This window comes from Mesorhizobium sp. L103C131B0, from assembly GCF_000502275.1.
Lineage (GTDB): Bacteria > Pseudomonadota > Alphaproteobacteria > Rhizobiales > Rhizobiaceae > Mesorhizobium.
On sequence record NZ_AYXC01000003.1, the window covers coordinates 97,893 to 120,866 of the forward strand.

The 22,974-nt window shown below is 62.5% G+C and carries 19 protein-coding genes; 8 read left to right on the forward strand and 11 right to left on the reverse strand.

What is annotated here, in order from left to right; translation table 11 throughout:
- Nucleotides 1–102: 102 nt before the first annotated feature.
- Nucleotides 103–1,761 (forward strand): VWA domain-containing protein, encoded by a 1,659-nt coding sequence (locus X730_RS156980; RefSeq protein WP_023711783.1) that lies wholly within the window; start codon nt 103–105, stop codon nt 1,759–1,761.
- A gap of 75 nt (nt 1,762–1,836) precedes the next feature.
- On the opposite strand, the gene edd is transcribed toward X730_RS156980, so the two are convergent.
- From edd to zwf, 3 genes are all read right to left on the reverse strand, one after another.
- Complete coding sequence (gene edd, locus X730_RS156975; RefSeq protein WP_023711782.1) at nt 1,837–3,660, reverse strand: phosphogluconate dehydratase; 1,824 nt, start codon at nt 3,658–3,660, stop codon at nt 1,837–1,839.
- A 64-nt stretch (nt 3,661–3,724) separates the two neighbouring features.
- On the reverse strand, nt 3,725–4,441 hold the full coding sequence (gene pgl / locus X730_RS156970; RefSeq protein WP_023697310.1) for a 6-phosphogluconolactonase: 717 nt from the start codon (nt 4,439–4,441) through the stop codon (nt 3,725–3,727).
- On the reverse strand, nt 4,423–5,892 hold the full coding sequence (gene zwf / locus X730_RS156965; RefSeq protein WP_023681884.1) for a glucose-6-phosphate dehydrogenase: 1,470 nt from the start codon (nt 5,890–5,892) through the stop codon (nt 4,423–4,425). Before zwf ends, pgl begins: the two co-directional genes overlap by 19 nt.
- Nucleotides 5,893–6,214: 322 nt before the next feature.
- On the opposite strand from zwf, the gene X730_RS156960 reads away from it, so the two are divergent.
- From X730_RS156960 to X730_RS156950, 3 genes are all read left to right on the forward strand, one after another.
- On the forward strand, nt 6,215–6,961 hold the full coding sequence (locus tag X730_RS156960) for an SDR family oxidoreductase (protein ID WP_027049416.1): 747 nt from the start codon (nt 6,215–6,217) through the stop codon (nt 6,959–6,961).
- Between the two features lie 180 nt (nt 6,962–7,141).
- On the forward strand, nt 7,142–8,437 hold the full coding sequence (locus tag X730_RS156955) for a Mur ligase family protein (protein WP_023825872.1): 1,296 nt from the start codon (nt 7,142–7,144) through the stop codon (nt 8,435–8,437).
- Between the two features lie 85 nt (nt 8,438–8,522).
- Nucleotides 8,523–9,818: a Mur ligase family protein gene (locus tag X730_RS156950; protein ID WP_023701813.1), complete on the forward strand. Its 1,296-nt coding sequence runs from the start codon at nt 8,523–8,525 to the stop codon at nt 9,816–9,818.
- Between the two features lie 22 nt (nt 9,819–9,840).
- On the opposite strand, the gene X730_RS156945 is transcribed toward X730_RS156950, so the two are convergent.
- The 5 genes from X730_RS156945 to X730_RS156930 form a co-directional block, all read right to left on the reverse strand.
- Nucleotides 9,841–10,686 (reverse strand): SH3 domain-containing protein, encoded by an 846-nt coding sequence (locus X730_RS156945; protein WP_023697306.1) that lies wholly within the window; start codon nt 10,684–10,686, stop codon nt 9,841–9,843.
- A 275-nt stretch (nt 10,687–10,961) separates the two neighbouring features.
- The gene (locus tag X730_RS156940; protein WP_023701812.1) at nt 10,962–12,248 is read right to left on the reverse strand and encodes an FAD-binding oxidoreductase; all 1,287 of its coding nucleotides are present in this window, start codon (nt 12,246–12,248) and stop codon (nt 10,962–10,964) included.
- A 120-nt stretch (nt 12,249–12,368) separates the two neighbouring features.
- On the reverse strand, nt 12,369–13,805 hold the full coding sequence (locus X730_RS156935) for a glutamine synthetase family protein (protein ID WP_023669313.1): 1,437 nt from the start codon (nt 13,803–13,805) through the stop codon (nt 12,369–12,371).
- Between the two features lie 102 nt (nt 13,806–13,907).
- Complete coding sequence (locus X730_RS1000000165215; RefSeq protein ID WP_050588078.1) at nt 13,908–14,876, reverse strand: ATP-grasp fold amidoligase family protein; 969 nt, start codon at nt 14,874–14,876, stop codon at nt 13,908–13,910.
- Nucleotides 14,877–14,878: 2 nt separating this feature from the next.
- Nucleotides 14,879–15,694 carry a class I SAM-dependent methyltransferase gene (locus X730_RS156930; RefSeq protein WP_155922418.1) on the reverse strand — a complete coding sequence of 272 codons (816 nt, stop codon included), beginning with the start codon at nt 15,692–15,694 and terminating at the stop codon, nt 14,879–14,881.
- Nucleotides 15,695–15,780: 86 nt separating this feature from the next.
- Here X730_RS156930 and X730_RS156925 point away from each other — a divergent pair, with 86 nt between their 5' ends.
- Entirely contained in the window at nt 15,781–16,482 is a 702-nt protein-coding gene (locus X730_RS156925) for an HAD family hydrolase (RefSeq protein ID WP_031196692.1), read from the forward strand.
- A gap of 30 nt (nt 16,483–16,512) precedes the next feature.
- On the opposite strand, the gene X730_RS156920 is transcribed toward X730_RS156925, so the two are convergent.
- The 3 genes from X730_RS156920 to aceA all read right to left on the reverse strand — a co-directional run bounded on the left by X730_RS156920 (nt 16,513) and on the right by aceA (nt 18,904).
- Nucleotides 16,513–17,040: a response regulator gene (locus X730_RS156920; protein ID WP_023825873.1), complete on the reverse strand. Its 528-nt coding sequence runs from the start codon at nt 17,038–17,040 to the stop codon at nt 16,513–16,515.
- Nucleotides 17,041–17,316: 276 nt separating this feature from the next.
- A complete protein-coding gene (locus X730_RS156915; RefSeq protein WP_023669318.1) occupies nt 17,317–17,559 on the reverse strand; it encodes a hypothetical protein in 243 nt (80 codons plus the stop codon).
- Between the two features lie 55 nt (nt 17,560–17,614).
- Nucleotides 17,615–18,904 (reverse strand): isocitrate lyase, encoded by a 1,290-nt coding sequence (aceA, locus tag X730_RS156910; protein WP_023701808.1) that lies wholly within the window; start codon nt 18,902–18,904, stop codon nt 17,615–17,617.
- Between the two features lie 248 nt (nt 18,905–19,152).
- Here aceA and X730_RS156905 point away from each other — a divergent pair, with 248 nt between their 5' ends.
- The 3 genes from X730_RS156905 to X730_RS156900 all read left to right on the forward strand — a co-directional run bounded on the left by X730_RS156905 (nt 19,153) and on the right by X730_RS156900 (nt 22,744).
- Nucleotides 19,153–20,580, forward strand: coding sequence for a short-chain fatty acyl-CoA regulator family protein (locus X730_RS156905; protein WP_023753888.1), 1,428 nt, complete (start codon nt 19,153–19,155; stop codon nt 20,578–20,580).
- Between the two features lie 149 nt (nt 20,581–20,729).
- On the forward strand, nt 20,730–21,629 hold the full coding sequence (locus X730_RS0133380) for a DUF2167 domain-containing protein (RefSeq protein ID WP_031244436.1): 900 nt from the start codon (nt 20,730–20,732) through the stop codon (nt 21,627–21,629).
- A 161-nt stretch (nt 21,630–21,790) separates the two neighbouring features.
- A complete protein-coding gene (locus tag X730_RS156900) occupies nt 21,791–22,744 on the forward strand; it encodes a DMT family transporter (protein WP_023729069.1) in 954 nt (317 codons plus the stop codon).
- Nucleotides 22,745–22,974: the final 230 nt, after the last annotated feature.

Here is a 22,974-nt window from a genome sequence, read left to right on the forward strand (position 1 = left end):
TGTTACACGGCAACCGTTCGTGACCCGCTCCGGGGCTTGTGCCCGGACGCGCCGTCAAATAGCTTCCGGCGCGGATCAGAGGGCGGTCTCAAGGAGATTTCCATGGCGGGACTTTTGCGGAGCATCGCTGCGGCGCTGCTCCTTTTGTCGATGACTTCGCTCGGCTTTGCCGCCAACAAGGTCATCATCATTCTTGACGCTTCGGGCTCGATGTGGGCCCAGATCGACGGCAAGCCGAAGCTCGAGATCGCGCGCGAATCGCTGAGGACCGTGCTGCAGTCGGTCCCGGGCGACGACGAGATCGGCTTCATGGCCTATGGCCACCGCGAAAAGGGCAGCTGCGACGACATCGAACTGATCGTGCCGCCGCAAGCCGGCTCGGCTAGCGCCATTTCGGCCGCTGCCGACAGCCTGAAATTCCTCGGCAAGACGCCGCTGACCGCAGCCGTCAAGCAGGCGGCCGAAGCTCTGAAATACACTGAGGACAAGGCGACCGTGGTTCTCATCACCGATGGGCTTGAAACCTGCGAAGGTGACCCGTGCGCGCTGGGCAAGGAACTGGAGGCCTCAGGCGTCGATTTCACCGTCGACGTCGTCGGCTTCGGCCTGACCGCTGACGAGGGCAAGCAGATCGCCTGCCTTGCCGACAACACCGGCGGCAAATATATCCAGGCCTCGGACGAGAAGGCGCTGCAGGAAGCACTGGTCGAAACCGTCGCCGCGCCGGCTCCGGCGCCGGCACCCGAACCCGCTCCGGCGCCTGCCCCTGAACCGGCAAAGCCCGAATTCAATTTCATCCCGAGCGTGGTCATGGCCGAAGGCGGCGATCCGATCACCGACGGCAATGCCTGGGAGGTCTACAAGGCCAAGGCCGATGGCACGCACGGCGAGGCCGTCACCACCCAGTACAACAACTACGAGGCCAATCTCGAGCCGGGCGACTATGTCGTCGTCGCGCGCGCCGACGAAGCTCGGGCGGAACAGAAGGTCAAGATCGAGGTGGGCCAGGTCTACAAGCCGCTCTTCACCTTGAACGCCGGCACCATGCTTATCCATCCGAAGCCAAGCCAGGGCGCCGAGATCAGTGACGAAGCCCATGTCGATTTCGCCTTCCCGGGCGGCAGCACCACCCACTATGGCGACACCAGGATCATCGTGCCGGCTGGTGAGCAGAAGGTGACGGTTGCGATCGGCAGCGGCTCGGTGACCGAGAACATCCAGCTCGCCGCCGGGCAGACTGTGGAAAAAGACATAGTCGTCGGCGTCGGCCATGCCGCCGTCAACGCCTACTACACTGCAGGCGGCGACAAGGCCGACTCCTCGGGCATCAGCGTCCAGATCGTCAAGGCCAAGAAAAAGATCGACGGCTCGCGTGACGATGTCGCCCACTCCTATGGGCCCGACAGCAAGTTCTGGCTGCCGCCGGACGACTATGTCGCGGTCACCTCGCTTGAGCTCGCAACCGTCGAGCAGCCTTTCAGCGTCAAGGTTGGCGACGTCAAGGACGTCAAGGTGACGCTCGATGCCGGCGTGCTGGTGATGTCGGCGCCGGGCGCCTATTCGATCGAGGTGCTGTCGTCGAAGAAGGATATCCAGGGCAACCGCAAGGCGCTCGGCCTGAACTATGGCGACACCTGGCAGCAGACTATCCCGGCCGGCGACTATGTCGTCCTCCGCCACATGTCCGATCAAGGCCATGACAAGGAAATGCCGGTGACGGTCAAGGCCGGCGAACGGAGCGAGATTACGGTTCAGCCGTAATCGCCATCCATCCCTCACCAAAGGGCGGCCTCAAACCGAGCTCGAGCCGCCCTTTTTACAAAATAGGCAATCTGGTCAGGCTGCTCCGAAAGCACTGGCGCCATGGTCGGCGCGGCCGACCAGCTGGCGGAAACCGGCGAACAGCTCGCGGCCGAAACCGAACTCGTTGCCGATGAGATCGATGTCGGCCGTGCGGCGCAGCGCGAGCTCGGGCCCCGGCACCAGCACTTCCAGCGTGCCGGCATCGGCGTCGAGCCGGATGATGTCGCCGTCATGGATCCTGGCGATCGGCCCTTCCTCGACCGCTTCCGGCGTTACATGGATCGCCGCCGGCACCTTGCCGGAAGCGCCAGACATGCGCCCGTCCGTGACCAGCGCGACGCGCTGGCCACGATCCTGCAGGACGCCGAGCACGGTGGTCAGCTTGTGCAGTTCCGGCATGCCGTTTGCCTTCGGGCCCTGGAAGCGGATGACGGCGATGAAGTCGCCGGTCAGCGTGCCGGCCTTGAAGGCTTCGTTCAGTCCCTGCTGGCTGTCGAACACCTTGGCCGGCGCCTCGATGACGCGGCGTTCCGGCTTCACGGCGGACGTCTTGATGACGGCGTGGCCGAGATTGCCGGCGAGCACTTTCAGGCCGCCGGTCGGCTGGAAGGCCTTCTTGAACGGCGCCAGCACCTTCTCGTCGCCGCTCTGCAGCGGCGAGGCTTCACGCACGACGCCGCCATCTTCGCCGAGCCGGGCCTCGACCGCATAGGGCCTCAGGCCTTCGCCCCATACCGTCTGCACATCCTCATGCAGGATGCCTTCGTCGAGCAATTCGCGGATCAGGAAGCCGAGCCCGCCGGCGGCATGGAAATGGTTCACGTCGGCAAGCCCGTTCGGATAGACGCGCGCGAGAAGCGGCACCGCTTCCGACAGGTCGGAAATGTCCTGCCAGGTAAGCGTGATGCCGGCCGCCGCGGCCATGGCGATGAGATGGATGGTGTGGTTGGTAGAGCCGCCGGTGGTGTGCAGGCCGACGACGCCATTGACGAAAGAGCGCTCGTCGATCATGCGGCCGACCGGCGTGTAGGCGTTGCCGAGCGCGGTGATCGCCAGGGCTCGCCTGGTCGCCTCGCGCGTCAGCGCGTCGCGCAGCGGCGTGCCTGGATTGACGAAGGACGCGCCGGGCGTATGCAGGCCCATGATCTCCATCAGCATCTGGTTGGAATTGGCGGTGCCATAGAACGTGCAGGTGCCCGGCCCGTGATAGGATTTGGACTCCGCTTCGAGCAGTTCTGCGCGTCCGGCCTTGCCCTCGGCATAGAGCTGGCGAACCTTGGCCTTCTCGTCGTTGGGCAGGCCCGTCGTCATCGGCCCGGCCGGCACGAACACCGCCGGCAGATGGCCGAAGGTGAGAGCCGCGATCACCAGCCCCGGCACGATCTTGTCGCAGACGCCGAGATAGACGGCGGCGTCGAACATGTTGTGCGACAGGCCGATCGCCGCGGACATGGCGATGACGTCGCGCGAAAACAGCGACAGCTCCATGCCGGGCTGTCCCTGGGTCACGCCGTCGCACATGGCGGGCACGCCGCCGGCCACTTGCGCGATGCCGCCAACTTCCTTCGCGGCTTCCTTGATCAGCGCCGGGAAGGTTTCGAAGGGCTGATGCGCCGACAGCATGTCATTGTAGGAGGTGATGATGCCGAGGTTCGGCACCTTGTCGGCGCCGAGCGCCAGCTTTTCAGACGGGCTGCAGACGGCAAAGCCATGCGCGAGGTTGCCGCAAGACAGGACGCCCCGGTTGGCGGTGCGGCTGGAGGCCTCGGCGATGCGGCCGAGATAGCGCTCGCGGCCGGCTTTCGAGCGTTGGCGGATGCGTTCCGTGATGACTTCGATGTCGCGTCTGGCTGTCATGGTCGGTCCTTTCGAGCCCCGGAAGAACGTCCTCCACCGTCTGCCGGGACTGCTTTGCGTGAAATCAGGGTGCCCAGAACACCTCTACCGGGGTGGGTGCCGCTTCGAGGACTTTGCGGATGGGCTTTTTCGCACCCGGTCCCATCGCATCCTCGAAAGCGGTGCGCTTGTCCTCGCCTTCGATATGCAGCGCGATGAAGCCGGCGGCGACGATGCGCGCCATCGATAGAGTCAGCCGCGGCTCGCCGCCGCTTGGTGCATGCACCGGCAGCACGATCCTGCGCGAAGCTGGATCGAGCAAGGCGGGTAGATTCTCGGCGTCGGGAAAGAACGAGGCGGTGTGGCCGTCGCCGCCCATGCCGAGCACGACGACATCGAGGGGCCAGGGCAGAGCCTTCAGCGCCGCATCGTCGGCCGCCGCGGCGGTCTCGATCCTTGCCGCCTCATGGTAGAGCGGCACGAAGTGCGCGGCAGCCGCCTTGTTCTGCAGCAGGTTGGCCGCGACCAGCCCCGCATTCGAGCGCGGCGAGGAGGCCGGCACGAACCGTTCGTCGACCAGCGTCACCGTCACCTTGTTCCAGGCGATCGGAATGGCCGAAAGTGCTGCAAAGAACTTTGCCGGCGTGGTGCCGCCGGAAACGGCAAGCAGGGCCGTGCCGCGCTCGTCGATGGCCTTGGTCAGGCGCGCCGCGACATTGCCGGCAAGGGTTGCCGCCAGATCCTGGCGCCCGGCAAAGCCGTTCCAGTTGTAGACGGGCTCGCTCAATTGCTTTCGTGCCATGTCCGCCCGTCGCGTTCGATCAGCGCAATCGAGGCCGAGGGACCCCATGTGCCGGCCGTATAGCCTTGCGCCTCCTGCCTGGCGCTTTCCCAGGCGTTCTGGATCGGGTCGATCCACTTCCATGCCGCCTCGACCTCGTCGCGGCGCATGAACAGCGTCTGGTTGCCGCGGATAACATCCATGATCAGCCGTTCATAGGCGTCCGGCGCGCGACCGTCGAAAGATGTTGCAAAGCTCATGTCGAGCGGAATCTGGCGCAGCCGCATGCCGCCCGGGCCTGGATCCTTGATCATGATGAACTGCTTGACGCCTTCGTCGGGCTGCAGCCGGATCACCAGTTGGTTGGCTGAGATCGGCCCGGCGCTGTCGCCGAAGATCGAATGCGGGATCGGCTTGAACTCGATGACGATTTCCGAAACGCGGGTCGCCAGCCTTTTGCCGGTCCGGAGATAGAACGGCACGCCGGCCCAGCGCCAATTGCCGATCTCGGCCTTGATGGCGACGAAGGTCTCGGTGGAGCTGTCTTTGCCGAGTTCCTCGACATAGCCTTTCACCGCGCCGCCTGCAGAGGCGCCGGCGCGGTACTGCCCGCGCACGGTGTGCTTGGGTGCCTCATTGCCGTTGATGCGCTTCAGCGCCCGCAGCACCTTCAGCTTCTCGTCGCGCACGGCATCGGCATCCATCGACGATGGCGCCTCCATGGCAACCAGGCAGAGCAGCTGCAGCATGTGGTTCTGCACCATGTCGCGCAGCGCGCCGGCCTTGTCGTAGTAGGTGACGCGGTCTTCAAGACCGACGGTCTCGGCCACCGTGATCTGCACATGGTCGATATGGGCAGAATTCCAAAGCGGCTCATAGAGCGCGTTGGCAAAGCGCAACGCCATCAGGTTCTGCACCGTCTCCTTTCCGAGATAGTGGTCGATGCGGAAGATCTGGCTTTCGTGGAAGTCGTCTCCAACCACGTCGTTGAGCTTGCGCGCCGAATCGAGGTCGCGGCCGATCGGCTTCTCCAGCACGATGCGTGAATTCGGCGTGATGAGATTGTGGGCTTTCAGCTGGTGCGAGATGTCGCCGAACAGCGCCGGCGCCACCGCCAGATAGAAAGCGCGGATGCGGTCGCTTTCGCCGATCGCCTTTTTCAGCTTGTCGAAGCCGGCACCAGTCGTCGCGTCGGCCGATACGTAGGACAGCCGGGCAAGAAATGTCTTGAGTTCCTCGGCGTCGATGTCGGCCGGCTTAACATGCTGGGAAATCGCCTGCTTGGCGAAAGCCTGGAATTCCTCGTCGCTCATTTTCGAGCGCGAGGTGCCGATGATGCGCGTCGGCTCGGAAAACTGATGGTCGCGCTGGCGGTGGTAGAGCGAGGGGAGCAGCTTGCGTTCCGACAGGTCGCCGGTGCCGCCGAAAATGATGAAGTCGAAAGGATCGACGGGAATGATCTGGCTGGTCATGGTGTGTCCGCTTTGACGCCGCTCGCTGTGACGCGGCTGGATATAATCTAATCGATTTAAATTATCCAGTGCCATGGTGTCACATCAAGGCCAAATCACTGCATATTGATTCGCTCCAAATGTGCCTTGACACTGGCTGCCACCCGGAGGCCTTTCGTCAAGCGATGGTCCCGGGGCTTTCGCGCCTGCAACATAAAGCGGGAATGTGACGAAAGCTAATGCGTGTCGCCCAGAAGTGCGAAGCGGTTCTGGGAGACAGACACGCATCAAACAAAAAGGAAAAATGCGCTTGCGAGGTGGGTCTTCAATGAGCGGAAAAAGCATGCGTCTGGAAAACAAGGTTGCCGTCATCACGGGTGCTGCGTCAGGTTTCGGCGAAGGGATGGCCAGGCGCTTTGCCGAAGAGGGCGCCAAGGTCGTCGTCGCCGACCTCAACGCCAAGGGCGCGGAGCGCGTTGCAGCAGAGATCGGCCAGGCCGCGATCTGGACCCAGACCGACGTTTCGCAGCGTTCCGAATTCGACGAGATGGTCTATGCCGCAAAAAGCGCCTTCGGCCGCATCGATATCATGGTCAACAATGCCGGCTACACCCATCGCAATGGCGACATGCTCGACGTCGACGAGGCGACCTTCGACCTGATCACTTCAGTCAACATGAAGGCGATCTACCACGCCGCACTTGCCGTGGTGCCGATCATGGAGCGGCAGGGCGGCGGCGTCATCCTGACCACGGCTTCGACCGCCGGTCTGCGGCCGCGTCCGGGGCTCACCTGGTACAATGCCTCGAAGGGCTGGGCGATCACCGCGACCAAGTCGATGGCGGTCGAACTCGCGCCCAAGAACATCCGCGTGAACTGCCTTTGCCCGGTCGCCGGCGAGACCGGCATGCTGGAGAAATTCATGGGCACTGACACGCCCGAGATCCGCGAGAAATTCCGTGCCTCGATACCGCTCGGCCGTCTGTCGACGCCGCTCGATATCGCCAACGCTGCGCTTTGGCTTGCGTCGGACGAAGCCGCCTTCATCACCGGCGTGGCGCTGGAGGTCGACGGCGGCCGCTGCATTTGAGCAATTCGGGAAGTACCTCGCTGTTCGCAATGCACGGCAGACAGAGCAACGTCGGCAAAAGTTCGCATCGGTGCGCCGGCCGGCCGAGGAACGAACAGTTGACGTCGTCACGCCGGACCCCAGTTTGACTTCTCGATCACCCGAAAGGCATAACGGGATCGTGGATAGTGTTGGCGGGTGATGAAGATCAGGCAGCAGAAAAGTCGCTATGATCTGGGATGGCGGCTGCGGCTTTACCTGGCCACGCGTGCGCGGGCGCGAAGCAAGGCAATTTTCATCGGCGTTACCGGAAGCTCCGGCAAGACGACGGCGGGAAGCCTGCTTGGACACATCCTGGCTGGCCACGGTTCGGTCCACACACAGGTTCTGGCCAACACTATGAAGGTGTTGGTCTCGACCCTATCCAGGCGAATGGGAAAGGGCGGCAAAACCGACTACGTCGTCTTCGAGGCTGCTGCATTCGGCCCGGATACAATGAAGCCCATGGCCGAGTTGCTTCGCCCCGACGTGGCTGTTGTCACAATGGTCCGGCTGGAGCATCGGGCCAGTTTCAAGACTGTGGAAAACGTCGCTCGAGAAAAGAGCGCCCTAGTCGCGGCGCTGGAGCCGGGCGGCTTCGCGATGCTCAATGCCGATGACCCTCTTGTGATGGGCATGGCCTCGGCGAGCTATTGCCGTTCCGTCACATTCGGCACATCGGAGCAGGCGGATTATCGCGTCAGCGATATCGAGGCAGCCTATCCCAAGCCGTTGCGGTTCTCGCTCCACTGGCGCGGCGGTGTGCTCGATATCGAGACGTCGTTCCCCGGCCAGCATTTCTGGCTGCCGACGTCAGCGGCGGTTGCAACCGCTCTTGAACTGGGCGTGCCTGCGCAGATGGTCAAGGACAGAACCGCGACGTTCCAGCCTCTGGAAAATCGCGGCCAGGTGCTCGTCCCCGCGGGCGGCCCCCACTTCATCGTGGATGCCGCAAAGGCGCCCTGGCATTCGCTGAGCCTTGCCTTCGACATGGTAGCCGGATCGACATTCGGGCGAAAACGTATCGTTCTTGGCCAGCTATCGGATTTTTCCGGCTCGAATAACAGATATGCCCAAGCCTACAGCAGCGCGCGCGAGATTGCAGACCAGGTGATTTATGCCGGCGATCATGCTCATCGCTCCAAGGCGAACCAGGCAGATCGCGACAGCGGCCGCTTCATCGAATTGCGCACGGCCAGGGAAGTGTCGGACTACATCGCCCAAACCGCGCAGCGTGACGAGTTGATCCTGCTCAAGAGCTCGTCCAATCTGCACCTCGAGCGTGTCGCTCTTGCCTGGACCCACGACGTCCAGTGCTGGGTTTCGGTATGCGGCAAGACCGAGGGATGCGAGCAATGCGGCCTCTATGAAGTGCCGTTTGAGCAGCACCGTGAGTTTGTGGCGCAGAGAAAATCGAAGCGCCGCAAGCACAGACTGCTGCGGCTCCTCGGCCGCTAGAATCTTTGGCTGAAGCACGCCAGCGCCCGTTTGACTCTGGAACTTGGCACGACGCATATTAGGCTGGGCTAAAAGCTGGCGGGGTGTGAAACTGGAATTGCTGAAAATTCGCAAGGACTTGGGCTGGGCGCTGCGACGGCTGCAGGCGCGCTGGGTGCGGGCGCGTAACAAGGCGACGTTCATCGGCATCACCGGCAGCTCCGGCAAATCCACATCCACCAGCCTGCTTGCACACATACTGGCCGCCCAAGGCAAGGTGCATCTACAGGCCCAGGCCAATACAATGCCTGCGCTCATCCGAACGCTTTACAAGCGCCTGAGGAAGGCCGGCAAAGTCGATTACGTCGTTTTCGAAGCCGGCGCTTCCGACTTCGGCACGATCAGCGCCATGGCGCAGATGCTGAAGCCGAGTGTGGCGGTGGTTACGATGATCCGTCTGGAGCATTTCGGCAAGTTCAAGACTCTGGAAGCTGTGGCGGGAGAGAAGCGGGCGCTGGTCGGGGCACTCCAACCTGATGGACTTGCGGTTCTCAATTGCGATGACCCACTGGTGATCGGCATGGCGTCTGGCGCGAAATGCCGGATTGCGACCTTCGGCCAGTCCGGCGAGGCAGACTACCGCGTGAGTGACGTGCATGCCGCGTATCCGGAATTGCTGCGGTTCACCCTTCATTGGCGCGATGGCAGCCTGAATATTCAAGCGCCTTTTCCCGGCGAGCAATTCTGGCTGCCGACTGCAGCGGCTGTTGCCGCCGCCTTGGAACTTGGCGTCCCGCCAGAGCAAGTCGTAGCGAGAACGGCATCGTTTGCACCACTGCCCAACCGCTCTACGGTGCAAGAGGTATCCGCGGGTCCGAAATTCCTGGTCGATACGGCCAAAGCGCCCTGGCATTCGCTCAACATTGCTCTGGAGATGATTGCAAAGGCCAAGGGTGCTCGCAAGCGCATTGTGCTGGGGCAGATATCCGACTACGCCGGCTCGTCGAGGAAATACGGCGCCGCCTACAACATCGCGCGCGAAATCGCCGATGAGGTCATTTATACCGGCGACAATGCGCATCGCTCGCGCGCCAGCCAGGCCGACCGCGACAGCGGCCGTTTCATTGAGCTTCGCACTGCCAAGGAAGTTTCGGATCATATCAAACGGACGGCAGTCCCAGGAGAACTGATTCTGCTGAAAAGTTCGTCCAACCTTCATCTGGAAAGGATCGCGCTCGCCTGGACACACGACGTCAAATGCTGGGTCCCGATATGCCGCAAGTCGGAAAGCTGCCAAATGTGCGGCCTCTACGAGGTGCCGTTCGAGGAACAGAGGGATTTCCTGGCGAAGCGCAAACTTGCTCGCAGAAGACACCGTTTCAGATGGCTGCTCGGCGGCTGACCAGAATTTGGCGGCTTGCGTCTCAATCCCCGGTCTTGATGTAGCTCTTGTAGATCCAGCCGCGCTTGCCGTTGTAGACGATCTGGCACCATTTCTTGCAACTCATCACCTGCACCGACGACTTGGCGGGCACGGTCCCCATGGCGGCGGCGTTTTTCTGCGGACCGCTGCGCATTGTCACCGCCCTGAGGATGCGTCCGGTGCCGGCGGCAGCAGCCACCTTCTGTGGCTTGGCCTTGGCCTGGGTATCGTCCGTTGCGGCGGAAGATTGCTCGTTTGGAAGTTGCGGTTTTGGCGTCGGTATGGCGGCGGTCTCGGCGTCGTCGTCATTGGCGGGAGCAGCGACCTTTGACAGCTGCGTCGTGGCGTCGCTCTGCGCCGCCGGTTCTTCGAATGCCGCGGCATCAGACGGTTTGGCGGCAGCCTGCTCGGCAGGCGCCTGATCGGATGGCGTCGCGGCAGGGTCGCTGTTGGATTGCGCCGCAGTCCAGCGCGGATCGTTCGCCGACAGCGGCGGCATGGCAGCCCCACCGGCAGCGACCGTCGATGAAACCGCATCGCCCTTGCGCGCGGCTTGTGGCGCCGCTACCGCGGCAGCCGTGGCCGCGACCGGGGCAATCTTGGTCGTCTTGACCGGAAAAGTCGGAACGTTCTGCTGTGTGCTGGCGATCGCTTGCCGGTCGCTGGCCGGCAACGCCAGCCAAAGCGCTATGCCCGCCACGCCAAGCAGCGCTGCGGTGCCGACCGCGGCGATCACCAGATGCGAATTCGTGCGCACCCCCTGCCAGAAGGAGGGCCGCATGTCATAGCCGAATTGCATGGCGAAGCGCCGACGTTCCGGCGCGCCGAAACTGAAGGGCTCGTTCACTCTTGCCACCTCCAAAAGATGAGCCGGTGTTCTTTCGATCGGCGCCGGCAGCCCGGCATTCGATCGGCATCGGTCCCAACAACAAAGCGGGCAGGCCCGCAGAAATCCCCGTTCAATCGCCCAGAACCGGCATCCTTTGCCCTTGATTGTGGCATCAGTGCGCCCTCAGGGGAATTGTGCGCTCTTGTTAAGGATTCTGCAACGTCTCGCTGCGGCAACCAACAGCTCAATAGAATCAGCTCAGTACCAGCCACGGCCGATATGAGATACTTTCTCTATATTCGGTCCCTCAGGGCAAACCAGTTCAGTGCCAAGAACAATAATGGCGTTCTAAATCGCCGGCCGCCGGGAAAAGCCGGGATGTTCAGGTCCTCGATCAGCTTCAGTCTGTCGCGGTTGCCGGCGACGGTCTGGGCATAGAGCTTGCCGAAGAAGTTCGACAGCATCACGCCGTGGCCGGAATAGCCTCCGGCCGAGATCACATTGGGCATCACCTCGCGCACGAACGGTTTCCTGGGCATGGTGATGCCGACATAGCCGCCCCAGCCATGGGTGATCTCGACATCGCTCAGTTCCGGATAAAGCTCGGCTATCTGCCGGCGGATATGGACATGGATGTCCTTCGGATCGTTGACGCCATAGACCTCGCGCCCGCCGAACAGCAGCCTTCCATCCCTGGATTTGCGGAAATAACGCACGACGAAACGCGAATCGTCGACCGCCTCGCCGCCCGGCAGCACTTTCGAATCGACGCCCAGCGGCACCGTCGCGCCGATGAACGAACCGATGGGCATGATGTGCGCGGCACTCACCGGCTCGAGCGTGCCGCCATAGGCATTTACACCGATCAGGCATTTCTGGGCGGTGATGATTCCTCTCGAAGTCGTCACCCTGACCTTACCGCCGCTGGAGGTAACACCGGTCGATAGTGTCTGCTCGAACAGGTGCGCGCCGGCCGCTGCCGCGACCTTTGCCGTGCCGATCACCAGCTTCATCGGGTGGATGTGTCCGGTGCCGGTGTCGCGGGTGCCGCCGAAGTAGCGTGTGGAGCCCAGCCGTTCGGCCGTTTCCCTGGCATCCATGAAGGCGATGTGCGGATAATTGAAGCGGCCGGCCATGATCTCGGCATGTGCCTTGTAGTCGTCGAGATAACGCGGCTTGTGCGCCACGGACAACTGGCCCGGCATATAGTCGATGTCGATCTGGTTGACGGCGGCGAATTCGAGCAGGTGCGCTTTCGCCTCTTCGGCAAGGTCGAACAGCGCCTTGGCGCGGGAGAAGCCGTATTCGGCCTCCATCTCTTCGGCCCAGGCGCGCTGGCCCGTGCCGAGCTGGCCGCCATTGCGCCCTGAAGCGCCGTCGCCGAAGCGATGCGCTTCGATCAGAACGACGTCGGCTCCCGCCTTCGCCAAATGAGCGGCCGCCGACAGCCCGGTGAAGCCACCGCCGACGACGACGACGTCGCAGCTGCGGTCGCCGTCCAGGGCAGGGTACTCAGGGCGTGGTCCGGCTGTGTCTTCGTACCAGGAGCGACCGGGGGAGATAGGTGATTGGTAAGGCATGGGGACACCAGCCAATGGTGAATGGTGAATGGCTGCGAGACGCACGACGTCTGCGCTCATCCATCCAATATGAAACTACTCACCATTCACTATTCACCATTCACACGACGAAGTCGCCGCTCACACGTTGAGCAACAGATACTCCCGCTCCCACGGGCTGATCACTTCCATGAAGGTCTCGAACTCCGCCCGCTTGATCGCTGCATAGGTTGCGGCGAAGGACTTGCCCAGAAGAGCGCATAGTTCCTCGTCGCCTTCGAAAAGGTCGACGGCTTCGAGCAGGCCGCGTGGCAGGTCGATCTCATCGGCGTTTGCGGTGGTCAGCACCGGAGGCTCGGCCTTGATCTTGTTGGTGATGCCGATCAGCCCGCAGGCAAGTGAGGCCGCCAGCGCCAGATAGGGGTTGGCGTCGGAAGACGGGATGCGGTTTTCGACACGCCGCGCCGCCGGATCCGAGCGCGGCACGCGGAACGCCGTGGTGCGGTTGTCATAGCCCCATTTGTTGTTGACCGGCGCCGAGGCCGACTGCGTCAGCCGGCGGTAGGAATTGACGTAGGGAGCAAACATCACCAGTGCGTTCGGCACATGCTTCTGCATGCCGCCGATGAAATGGAAGAAGTCGTCGGTTTCCGAGCCGTCCTTCGCCGAAAAGATATTCAGCCCGGTCTTCTTGTCGATGATCGACTGGTGGATGTGCATGGCAGAACCTGGCTGGCCCTGGATCGGCTTGGCCATGAAGGTGGCATAGATCTCATGCTTCAGCGCTGCCTCGCGAATGGTGCGTTTGAACATGAACACCTGATCGGCGAGCTCGACCGGATCGCCGTGACGCAGATTGATCTCGAGCTGGCCGGCGCCTTCCTCGTGGATCAGCGTGTCGATCTCCAGGCCCTGGCTTTCGGAGAAATGGTAGATGTCGTCGATCAGTTCGTCGAACTCGTTGACGCCGGCGATCGAATAGCCGGCGCCGCCGCCGATTGCCCGTCCGGAACGCCCGACGGGTGGGGTCAGCGGATAATCCGGGTCGGGGTTCTTGCGCACCAGATAGAATTCGATCTCGGGCGCCACCACCGGCTTCAGCCCGCGCTTGTCATAGGCTGCTACCACGCGCTTCAGGACGTTGCGCGGCGTGAACTCGACCGAACGGCCATCCTGATGGACGAGGTCGCAGATGACGGCGGCCGTCGGGTCTTCTTCCCAGGGCACGACGGTCAACGTCGACAGATCCGGCATCAGCTTCAGGTCGCCATCATCCTCCGGATAGTGGAAACCGTTGCCGTCCTCGGGATAGCCGCCCGAAATCGTCGTCATGAACACTGCCGATGGCAGCGCCAGCGAGGTGTTGGAAGTGAATTTCTTCGACGGCATCATCTTGCCGCGCGCGACGCCAGCCTGATCAGGCGTGATGCATTCTATGTCTTCGATGCCGCGCCATTCCAGCCAGGCGCTGACTTCCTTCCAGTTCTTCACGCCGCGTTGATTTTTCACGAAGGCAGGCGTTCGGACGCGTCCTCCGCGGGTCGACGGACGGACTTCCTTTTTCGCAGGCGGCATCATTCACCAGTTTGGGTTGCGGATTTGGGAGTATAGCCGTTGCCGGTGATGGAAGGGAAGGGGAGCCGGCCCGATAGGTGCGGCAACGAGGCTGAACGGCCTATGTCAGACGGCCTTGCCGGGCGGCGCATTTGCGCCCAGCCATCTGCGCAAGGCACCGGCATAGCGCCTGCGCCATCCGCTTTGCGGCGCGGTCAGGAACCAGGATTGGCTGAGGTTCCAGCTGTCTGCGCACAGATCCCTGAGCCTTGTGTTGATGATGCCTTTGCCGGATAGCGGATAGACCGAGAATTCGGAAAAGAAGATCGCGCCTTCGATTTCGTAGAAATCGCATCGCATGTGATCGAACGGCGCGGTCAGCCGCTCGGCGATGGCAAGCATGCGCGGGAAGGATGCCGGCAGGTCGATCCGGACCCACTGGGGGCCGCTGCCTGGCGGTGGCGGCGCGTAGGTTCCGTCACGGTCGAAATGACATTTCTGTTCGTTGCCGTGCTCATCCCGACGCGCGGCATAGACATAGGCCGTCGTCCCGTTAGACACGTGGAATTTGTACTCCAAAGCAACGGGCTGACCGTCCTCGAGGAGCATCTCTTCCACGAGGATGCGCCTGCTGGCGTGCTTGTAGCCCCATTCGCCGAGCTTCCTGCCGTAGCGGTGGCGCATCCAGCGTGCCGTACGCCGGCGCAGCCTAGCTCTGTCTACCTCACCGTTGCGCACCATCATGTTCCAGCGGCAGCCATGATTGGCCTTCACCATGACATTGCCGGTGAGCAGCTCCGCCGGAAGTTCTGCCGCGTCATATCCGGACCACAGAACCGCAGCGGTCTTGAGTTCTGGACAGGTGGACAGAGCGTAGGCTTTCGAGGCGAGCTTGTCGCAAGCCGTGGTGAAGAAGGGATTGTGGTCGAAAATCTTGCGCCACAGGAACTTGTCTGCATAGGAAGCGGGCCTTGCCGGATCGGGCAGCACGCCGCTATGATTGAAGGTGCGGGCGCAAATCATCGGATGGCGGACAAGGCACCATGCCTGTACCAGGGTAAGCAGCACGCGGTCGCTCATCCGCAGCCCTGGCATGATCAGCTTGCTGGCCTGGGAACACTCCCGCGTGCAACGAACACGTCCCGCGTCATATTTCGATGGATGCTCGTGCGGCCGGTAACCGCAAGCCGGGGATCAAGCGTTCTTTCTACGCTTTCCGCCCACAGCCTGCCAAGCGAGACCGGCTCCCACAAGACGATCTGCACACCTTGAGGCGCGGTATCGGCTATGCGAGAAACCACCGCTGCCTTGGGCGATACCATGCTGGCGACGTAAACGACCTGCGCCTCGCCATAGTCATAGTCGCGGCCGTCGCAAAGCTCGGCCCGCATCCGCACATAGCCGAGCTTGGCCGCAAGCCTGTTTGCCGTTTCGACCGCTTCAGGCACAATATCGAGACCGATGATTTCGGGGACGACAGTCTGGTCGTGTATGCGGAACATCGTAAACGGACGCCCTCCGCAGCCGACCATGACAGCGCGGCAGCAGCTGCCGAAATCGACCTGATCGAAGACTTCGTTCAGGCGATTATACGCATCCCTGGATGACAGCACGCCGATGCTTGTTTTTCCCGCTGCGATCTGCCCGAAGGATGCCGGACCGCTCAGATCCTGATCCAGCATGTGCCTGATCTCGGCGGTATCTTGCTCCTGCACCATCTTGCCGAATGCGGCGGTCAGCGCCGGTCGGTACGAAAGGATCTCCGGGTAGGTTTCAAGCAACGCCTCGCCGGTATCGTGTCCCATGGCGATGCCAAGATCTCGGATGGCATTTATGAGTTCAGTCGGAGTACGCCCTGGCAAGGAGCCCACAATTTGCTCCAGTTCACGCTTCCAGGCGCCCAATTCCGGCATTGCTTCCCACCATTCCCTTGCCGTAGCTAGCAGTGTGCGGCGACAACGTCTACATCATTGCCTTCACTTGAACGGGACAGTCGACCATGCCCCTGACCACTATCGGCTTCGACGCCGACGATACCCTATGGCAGAACGAACAGTTCTTCCGCCTGACCGAGAAGCATTTTGCAACCCTGCTCGCCGACCATGGCGAGGCCGAGCACATTTCGGCACGGCTGCTGGAGGCCGAGAAGCGCAACCTTGCCGTCTACGGCTTCGGCATCAAGGGCTTTACCTTGTCGATGATCGAAACGGCGATAGAAGTGACCGAGGGCCGTGTGCCGGCCTCGACGATCGCCGAAATCCTTGCCGCCGGCCGCGACATGCTCGGCCATCCTGTCGAGGCGCTGCCGCATGCGCGCGAGACAGTCGAAAAGCTCGCCGGCGCCTACCATCTGGTGCTGATCACCAAGGGCGATCTGTTCGACCAGGAGCGCAAGCTGGCGGCGTCCGGCCTTGGCGACCTGTTCGATGCCGTCGAGATCGTCAGCGACAAGAGCGCCGCCACCTATGCCAGGATCTTTGGCCGTCACGGCAGCCCGCAGACCAGCATGATGGTCGGCAATTCGCTCAAGTCGGACGTGGTGCCGGCCATCGAGGCCGGCAGCTGGGGTGTGTATGTGCCGCACGAGCTGACCTGGGTGCTCGAACACGTCGAGCCGCCGGTCGAGGCACCGCGTTTTCGTCAGCTTGTCGATCTTGGCGAACTGCCGGCTTTGATCGAGAGCATCGGCAAGGAAGGCTGACCGCCCCACACGCGTTCGGGCGGATTGCGATCAGCCGCGCCCGAGACTGATCAGCCGGTCGACCACCGGCTGCAGCCTTTCGGTGGTGATCGGCTTGGTTACCACCACATCGACCACGCTCGACAGACCCAGGCTGTCGGGCGTGCCGGTCTTGGTTGAAAGCAGGATCACCTTGGGGAGCGACCGCCCAGATGTCCGCCGCAAGGCGTCGATGGCCGCCATCAGCGCGCGGCAGTCCTCGTTGTCGGGGCCGCCATCGAGAACGACGGCGCCCGGAATGAGGGTTCGCAATGTCTTGGCCGCCATCTCGGGCGACTCGGAGATCNGAACGACGGCGCCCGGAATGAGGGTTCGCAATGTCTTGGCCGCCATCTCGGGCGACTCGGAGATCGGCTTCAGTCCGGACTTCTCGACGATCTTCGACACCACCACCCGGTTGATCGGCGATTTTCCAACGACCAGCACGTGGGAGAAATCCGTTGATATCTCGGAGTTCGCGTCCCTGCTTGACGAATTCAGATGTTTGGCGGTGTCGGTCTCGCGGTTCACAGGGCACATGGGCGGGGCGGGCACTCGGCGCTGCTTCAATGCAGGGTTGAAATCCGAGAGCCAATTGGCGTGAGATCGCCCGCCATGTCAAGCTGAAATGACGGACCTGCGAAATATAGCCGGAAATATTAAACCCCGGAGACAAGTTCTGTTTTCGAACTGTAGTTAAGTTCACGCTCAAAAGCGAAAGTCACCCGCGCTGAAAACTCGCGGGTGACGTTGAAATCGGCCAGTGAGCGGCGGGGCCCATAGGTTCCACAAGCACAAAGCTTCCGTAAGGGAAGATCAGCCGTGACTCTTCTGCGTGACGATCACCGGGATCAGCAGGTCGCCCCAATTGCCGTCGCCGCCATGATGCCGGGCCGAGCGCACCAGTTCCACCGAGACGCCGGCCTCGACTGCCTTCATCACCGATTGATTGAGCCTGTGCAGGTCGTTGGCCAGCATGCGGATCGTCGCCTGCTGGTCGACGCTCATCGTGGTCGACTGCTCTTCTGCACGTTCCTTGACGCGGCTTATCGATGCCATTTTTCTTCTCCTATGTCCCTTTGCCCTGTTGGGCGTTTCCTCTGGTTGTTTTCTGTTATTCCGCCGCCGGTTTGAACTGCGCGTGCTCGGTCGATTCATGCATGGCGGTGGTCGAGGACTGGCCGCCGCTGATCGCCATCGACACGGCGTCGAAATAACCGGTGCCGACCTCGCGCTGGTGCTTGGTCGCGGTGTAGCCGTGGACTTCGGCCGCGAACTCGGCTTCCTGCAGCTCGGAATAGGCGGCCATCTGCCGCGCCTTGTAGCCGCGGGCCAGCTCGAACATGCCGAAATTGAGCTGGTGGAACCCGGCCAATGTGATGAACTGGAACTTGTAGCCCATGGCGCCGAGCTCGCGCTGGAACTTGGCGATCGTCGCGTCGTCGAGGTTCTTCTTCCAGTTGAACGACGGCGAGCAATTATAGGCGAGCAGCTTGCCCGGATGATGCCTGCGCACGCCTTCGGCGAATTTCTTGGCCTGCGCCAGATCGGGCTTGGATGTTTCGCACCAGATCAGGTCGGCATGCGGCGCATAGGCAATGGCGCGCGCGATGCACGGTTCGATGCCGTTCCTGACCTGGTAGAAGCCTTCAACCGTGCGGCCGGCATCGTAGTCGACGAAAGGCTGGTCGCGCTCGTCAATGTCGGAGGTCAGAAGCTTTGCCGCTTCCGCATCGGTGCGTGCCACGACTAGCGTCGGCGTGCCCATCACGTCGGCCGCCAGACGCGCCGCGTTGAGGTTGCGGATATGCGCGGCGGTCGGGATCAGCACTTTGCCGCCGAGATGGCCGCACTTCTTCTCAGAGGCCAGCTGGTCCTCATAGTGGACGCCGGCAGCGCCCGCCTCGATGAACGCCTTCATGATCTCGAAGGCGTTGAGCGGTCCGCCGAAGCCGGCCTCGGCATCGGCGACGATCGGCGCGAACCAGGTTTCGACCGACAGGCCGTTGCCTTCCGAGGTCTCGATCTGATCGGCGCGCTGCAGCGTGCGGTTGATGCGCTTGACCAGTTCGGGCGCCGCATTGGCGGGATAGAGCGACTGGTCCGGATACATGGCCGACGCGGTGTTGGCGTCGGCGGCGACCTGCCAGCCCGAGAGATAGATTGCCTTCAGCCCGGCACGCACCTGCTGCATCGCCTGGTTGCCCGACATGGCGCCGAGTGCATTGACGAAGTCTTCCTCGTGGATGAGCTTCCACAGCCGGTTGGCGCCCATTTCGGCAAGACTCTGGCGTATCTGGACCGACCCGCGCAGCCGCTTCACATCGTCCGGCGAATAGGCTCGTTCGATGCCGTCGAAGCGGCCTTCGGGCGCGGATGGGACAAGATTGTAAAAATCAGTCATTGGTCACTCCAGATCAATCGATGTCAGTGTCTTGAAACGCCGCGCCCTGGGACAGTGTGCGTCGTCTGTGTGTGACATCATTTACACTGCGCCGCGACGAGAGCGAGGAAAACCGCTATTTCTGGTAGAAAATAAGAGAAAACCTGTGTTGTGTTTGACTGCTTATCGCGGTAAATCTGTCATGATTGTAAAAGATGGTGCGCCGTTCATCGCTCGCAAGTCGTGTAAATTCCTGTCAAGGAAAGCCGATGGCCGACCAGAAGATATTCGCCGGGCCGCGCATCCGCCGCATCCGCATCGCCAGAGGCCTGACCCAGACGGCGATGGCCGAGGGGCTCGGCATCTCGCCGTCCTATCTCAACCTGATCGAGCGCAACCAGCGGCCGCTGACGGTGCAACTGATCCTGAAGCTGGCCTCTGTCTACAAGGTCGACCCGCATGAATTGCAGGGTGAGGCGAGAGGGTCGATCTCGGCCTTGAAGGAAGTGTTCGGCGACCCGCTGCTTGCCGGTGAGCTGCCGGGCGACCAGGAACTGATCGAACTGGCCGAGGCAGCCCCCAACGCATCGGCTGCGATGATAAAACTGTTTCGCGCTTACCGCGAGCAGGCCGAGCGGCTGTCCGATCTCAACGAGCTTCTGGCGCGCGAGGGCCGCGCCACGGCGCTGTCCGGTGCGCGGCTGCCGATCGACGAAGTGCACGAGATTTTCGAGCGCCGGCCGAACCATTTTGCAGCACTGGAGGAAGAGGCCGAGGCCTTCACCTCGGTGCTCGACCCCGGCGACGATCTGTTCGGCGCGCTGAAGGCGTGGCTGAAGCGCGAGTATGGCATCGTCGTCAAGGTGCTGCCGGTCGCCACCATGCCGAACTGGCGCCGCCGTTATGACCGTCATTCGCAGCGTCTTTTTCTATCGGAGCGGCTGTCGCCGTTCGACCAGTTGCGCGAAGTCGCCATGGAGGCCTGCCTGATCCGCATGACGGTCGCGATCGCCGGCGAAATTCAGGCGCTGAAGCTCGGTACGGACGAAGCCCGCCGGCTCGCCCGCTTCGAGTTCGGCCGCTACGCCGCCAATGCCTTGATGATGCCCTATCAGGCCTTTCATGCCGCCGCCGTGCGGGCTCGTTACGATATCGATGTGCTGCGCTCGCGTTTCGGCGTCTCCTTCGAACAGGCGGCGAACCGCCTGACCATGCTGCAGCGTCCTGGCTTGTCCGGGGTCCCGTTCTTCATGCTCGAGGTCGACAATGCCGGCAACCGCTTCCGCAAGGCCGGCGGCCAGGGCTTTCCGCAAAGCCGCTTTGGCGGCGGCTGCCCGAAACTGCCGGTCCATGCCGCTTTCGCTTCGCCTGGCCAAATCCTGGTGGAGGCGGTGGAAATGCCCGACGGCGCCGAGTTCCTCTGCATCGCACGCACGCTCGAAGGGCCGCAGGGTTCGTTCTCCGAGCGTCCGCGCCGCACCGCGCTGCTGTTGGGCTGCGATATCGGCTTTCGCGACGAGATCGTCTATGGCGCCGGGCTGCTGGCAAAGGCCGGACAGGGCGCCGCCACGCCGGTCGGTCCCGCTTGCCGGCTGTGCGAACGCATCGGCTGCCTCGCCCGCGCCGAGCCGCCGGTGACCCGTCCGCTGGGCCTGGACGAGATGGCGACGGGCCTGAGCGCCTTCGATTTCCAGTGATGCTTCTCGGGCAGGAGGTCGCGGAAGACCGCAGCTGTTTGCGCTAAGCAATAGAGCGCGGCCCGAACCATCGCCGAACCAAATATTGATTAAGCATCGGCGCTGCGCTATCGAAGGTGAGCTGCAGGGCAGCCAAGGGGGGACGGCTTATGAACAGGAAAGCTTTATGGCTTGGCGTGGCGCTTGCCCTTTTGGCGGGGCCTGTTCTGGCAGAAAAATCCTCGGAATTCTTCAAGGACTATCAACAGTATAGTGACGACGGCAAGGCATTCCTGGACAAAATCGATCCAAAGACCGGCGCGGTCGACCTTCCCGAAGGCATCCATCTCGATCTCAAGGACAAGTTCTATTTTCTGGGCAAGAAGGACGCGACGTCCGTCCTGACCGAGGCCTGGGGCAATCCGCCTGATACCGCGTCCGAAGCAATCGGCATGATCTTCCCGGCCAAGTACGAGCCCATCGCCGGCAACGGTTGGGGCATCGAATTGCGCTATGAAAAGATCGGCCATGTCGATGACGCCGACGCCGCATCCATCGACTACACCGAATTGCTGAGCAGCATGCAGGCGGACACATTGTCGGCCAACGATCAGCGGGTGAAGGACGGCTTTCCCCCGATCAAGCTGATCGGCTGGGCCTCGCCGCCGGTCTATGATTTCGTCCACAAGCGGCTGCACTGGGCCAAGGAACTGCAGTTCGGAGACGATACCGTCCACACGCTCAATTACGACGTCCGTTTCCTCGGCCGGGAAGGCGTCTTCGTGATGAGCTACATCGCTACGGTCGAACAATTGCCGGAGATCAAGCAGAGCCTGGACGAAGTGCTGGGCGTGGCGGACTTCAACACCGGCAAGAAATACACCGATTTTCTGCCAGGCACCGACACGGTCGCCGCGGTTGGCATTGGCGGCCTCATCGCCGGAAAACTCGCGGCAAAGGCCGGCCTGATTGCAGTCGCGCTCATCGCCCTGAAAAAGTTCGGCATTCTGCTGCTGGTACCGTTGGCCGGTCTCTGGCGCTTTATCCGCGGCAACAAGGGCATGTCCTAGAAACGGCGGTGTTTGCCCGTATGGCTGCCGGTTGGCGGTGCGCCAAAGGGAATGCCGGGCTGGGTCACGTCCGGCGGTAGCCTATGCGCTAGGCGAATACGGCACGTTTCTGTCGTCCATTGTGCATCATGCCACCCCGAGATAGCCGACAGTCGCACCCCATGACCGATACCGCATCTTCTCCAATCGCCGCACCGCCGATCGTCTCGCCGCGCGAAGAGCGGGTCGGCTTGCTGCTGGTGTTCCTGTCGGCGCTGATGTGGAGCTTTGGCGGCACCATCGCCCGCTTCATCGACACCGCTGACAGTTGGACGGTGGTGTTCTGGCGCTCGCTGTGGGCGGCTGTGTTCCTGATTTGCTTCATGGCCTGGCGCGACGGCTGGCGCGGCATGTTGCGGCTGTTTCGCGACATGGGCCTGCCCGGCCTTGCCGTGGCCGTCTGTTTCGCCACGGCGTCGACGTGCTTCGTTGTCGCGCTCGCCTACACCACCGTTGCCAATATCCTGTTGATGCAGGCCGGTGTGCCGCTGCTGGCGGCATTGCTTGCCTGGGTGCTGTTTCGCGAACGCGTCGCCGTCGCGACCTGGGTGGCGATCGCCGCCGTCATCGCCGGCGTCGCCATCATGGTGTCGGAATCGCTCGACGGCGCCGTATCGCCCATCGGCGACGGGCTGTCGCTGCTGATCGCCGTCATGTTCTCGATCGCCACCGTCATCACCCGGCGCTTCGCCCATGTGCGCATGACGCCGGCGACGTGCCTCGGCACGATGCTGGCAGCGGCTTTCGCCGCATCGCAAGCCACGCAGTTTGCCACGTCGACCCACGACATGGCTTTCCTGTTTGCCTTCGGCGTCATCAATCTCGGCCTGGGCCTTGCCTTCTTCGCCACCGGCGCGAGGCTGGTTCCGGCGGCGATCGCAGCACTCCTCGGCACGTTCGAGCCGATCCTCGGACCGATCTGGGTCTGGCTCGTTCATGGCGAGGTGCCCTCGGTGCGCACCATCATCGGCGGCGCGGTGGTGGTCGCCGCGCTGCTCGTCCATATCGCGCTTGAATTCAAGCGCCAGGCGAGGCCTGCACGGCCGGGGACCACTGGCCTGCCATCCCCTAATTGACCCGCCTTTCCCTTGGTTGAGCCCGTCTTCCCTAATTACGCCCGTCTTTCCCCAATTAGCGAAGCCGCACGCCCTATTGACCGAGCTTCCCCGCGCGGGCCATTGACAACCTTGCTGCGGCACGGGCAGGCTGGGGCACGGCAACAACAAGACAGGCTTATCTTGCCAAGTGTCCCCGCCGGTCGGACCAAGACCGGACCACAGCGTCGTATCCCTGCCAGCGCCGCGGC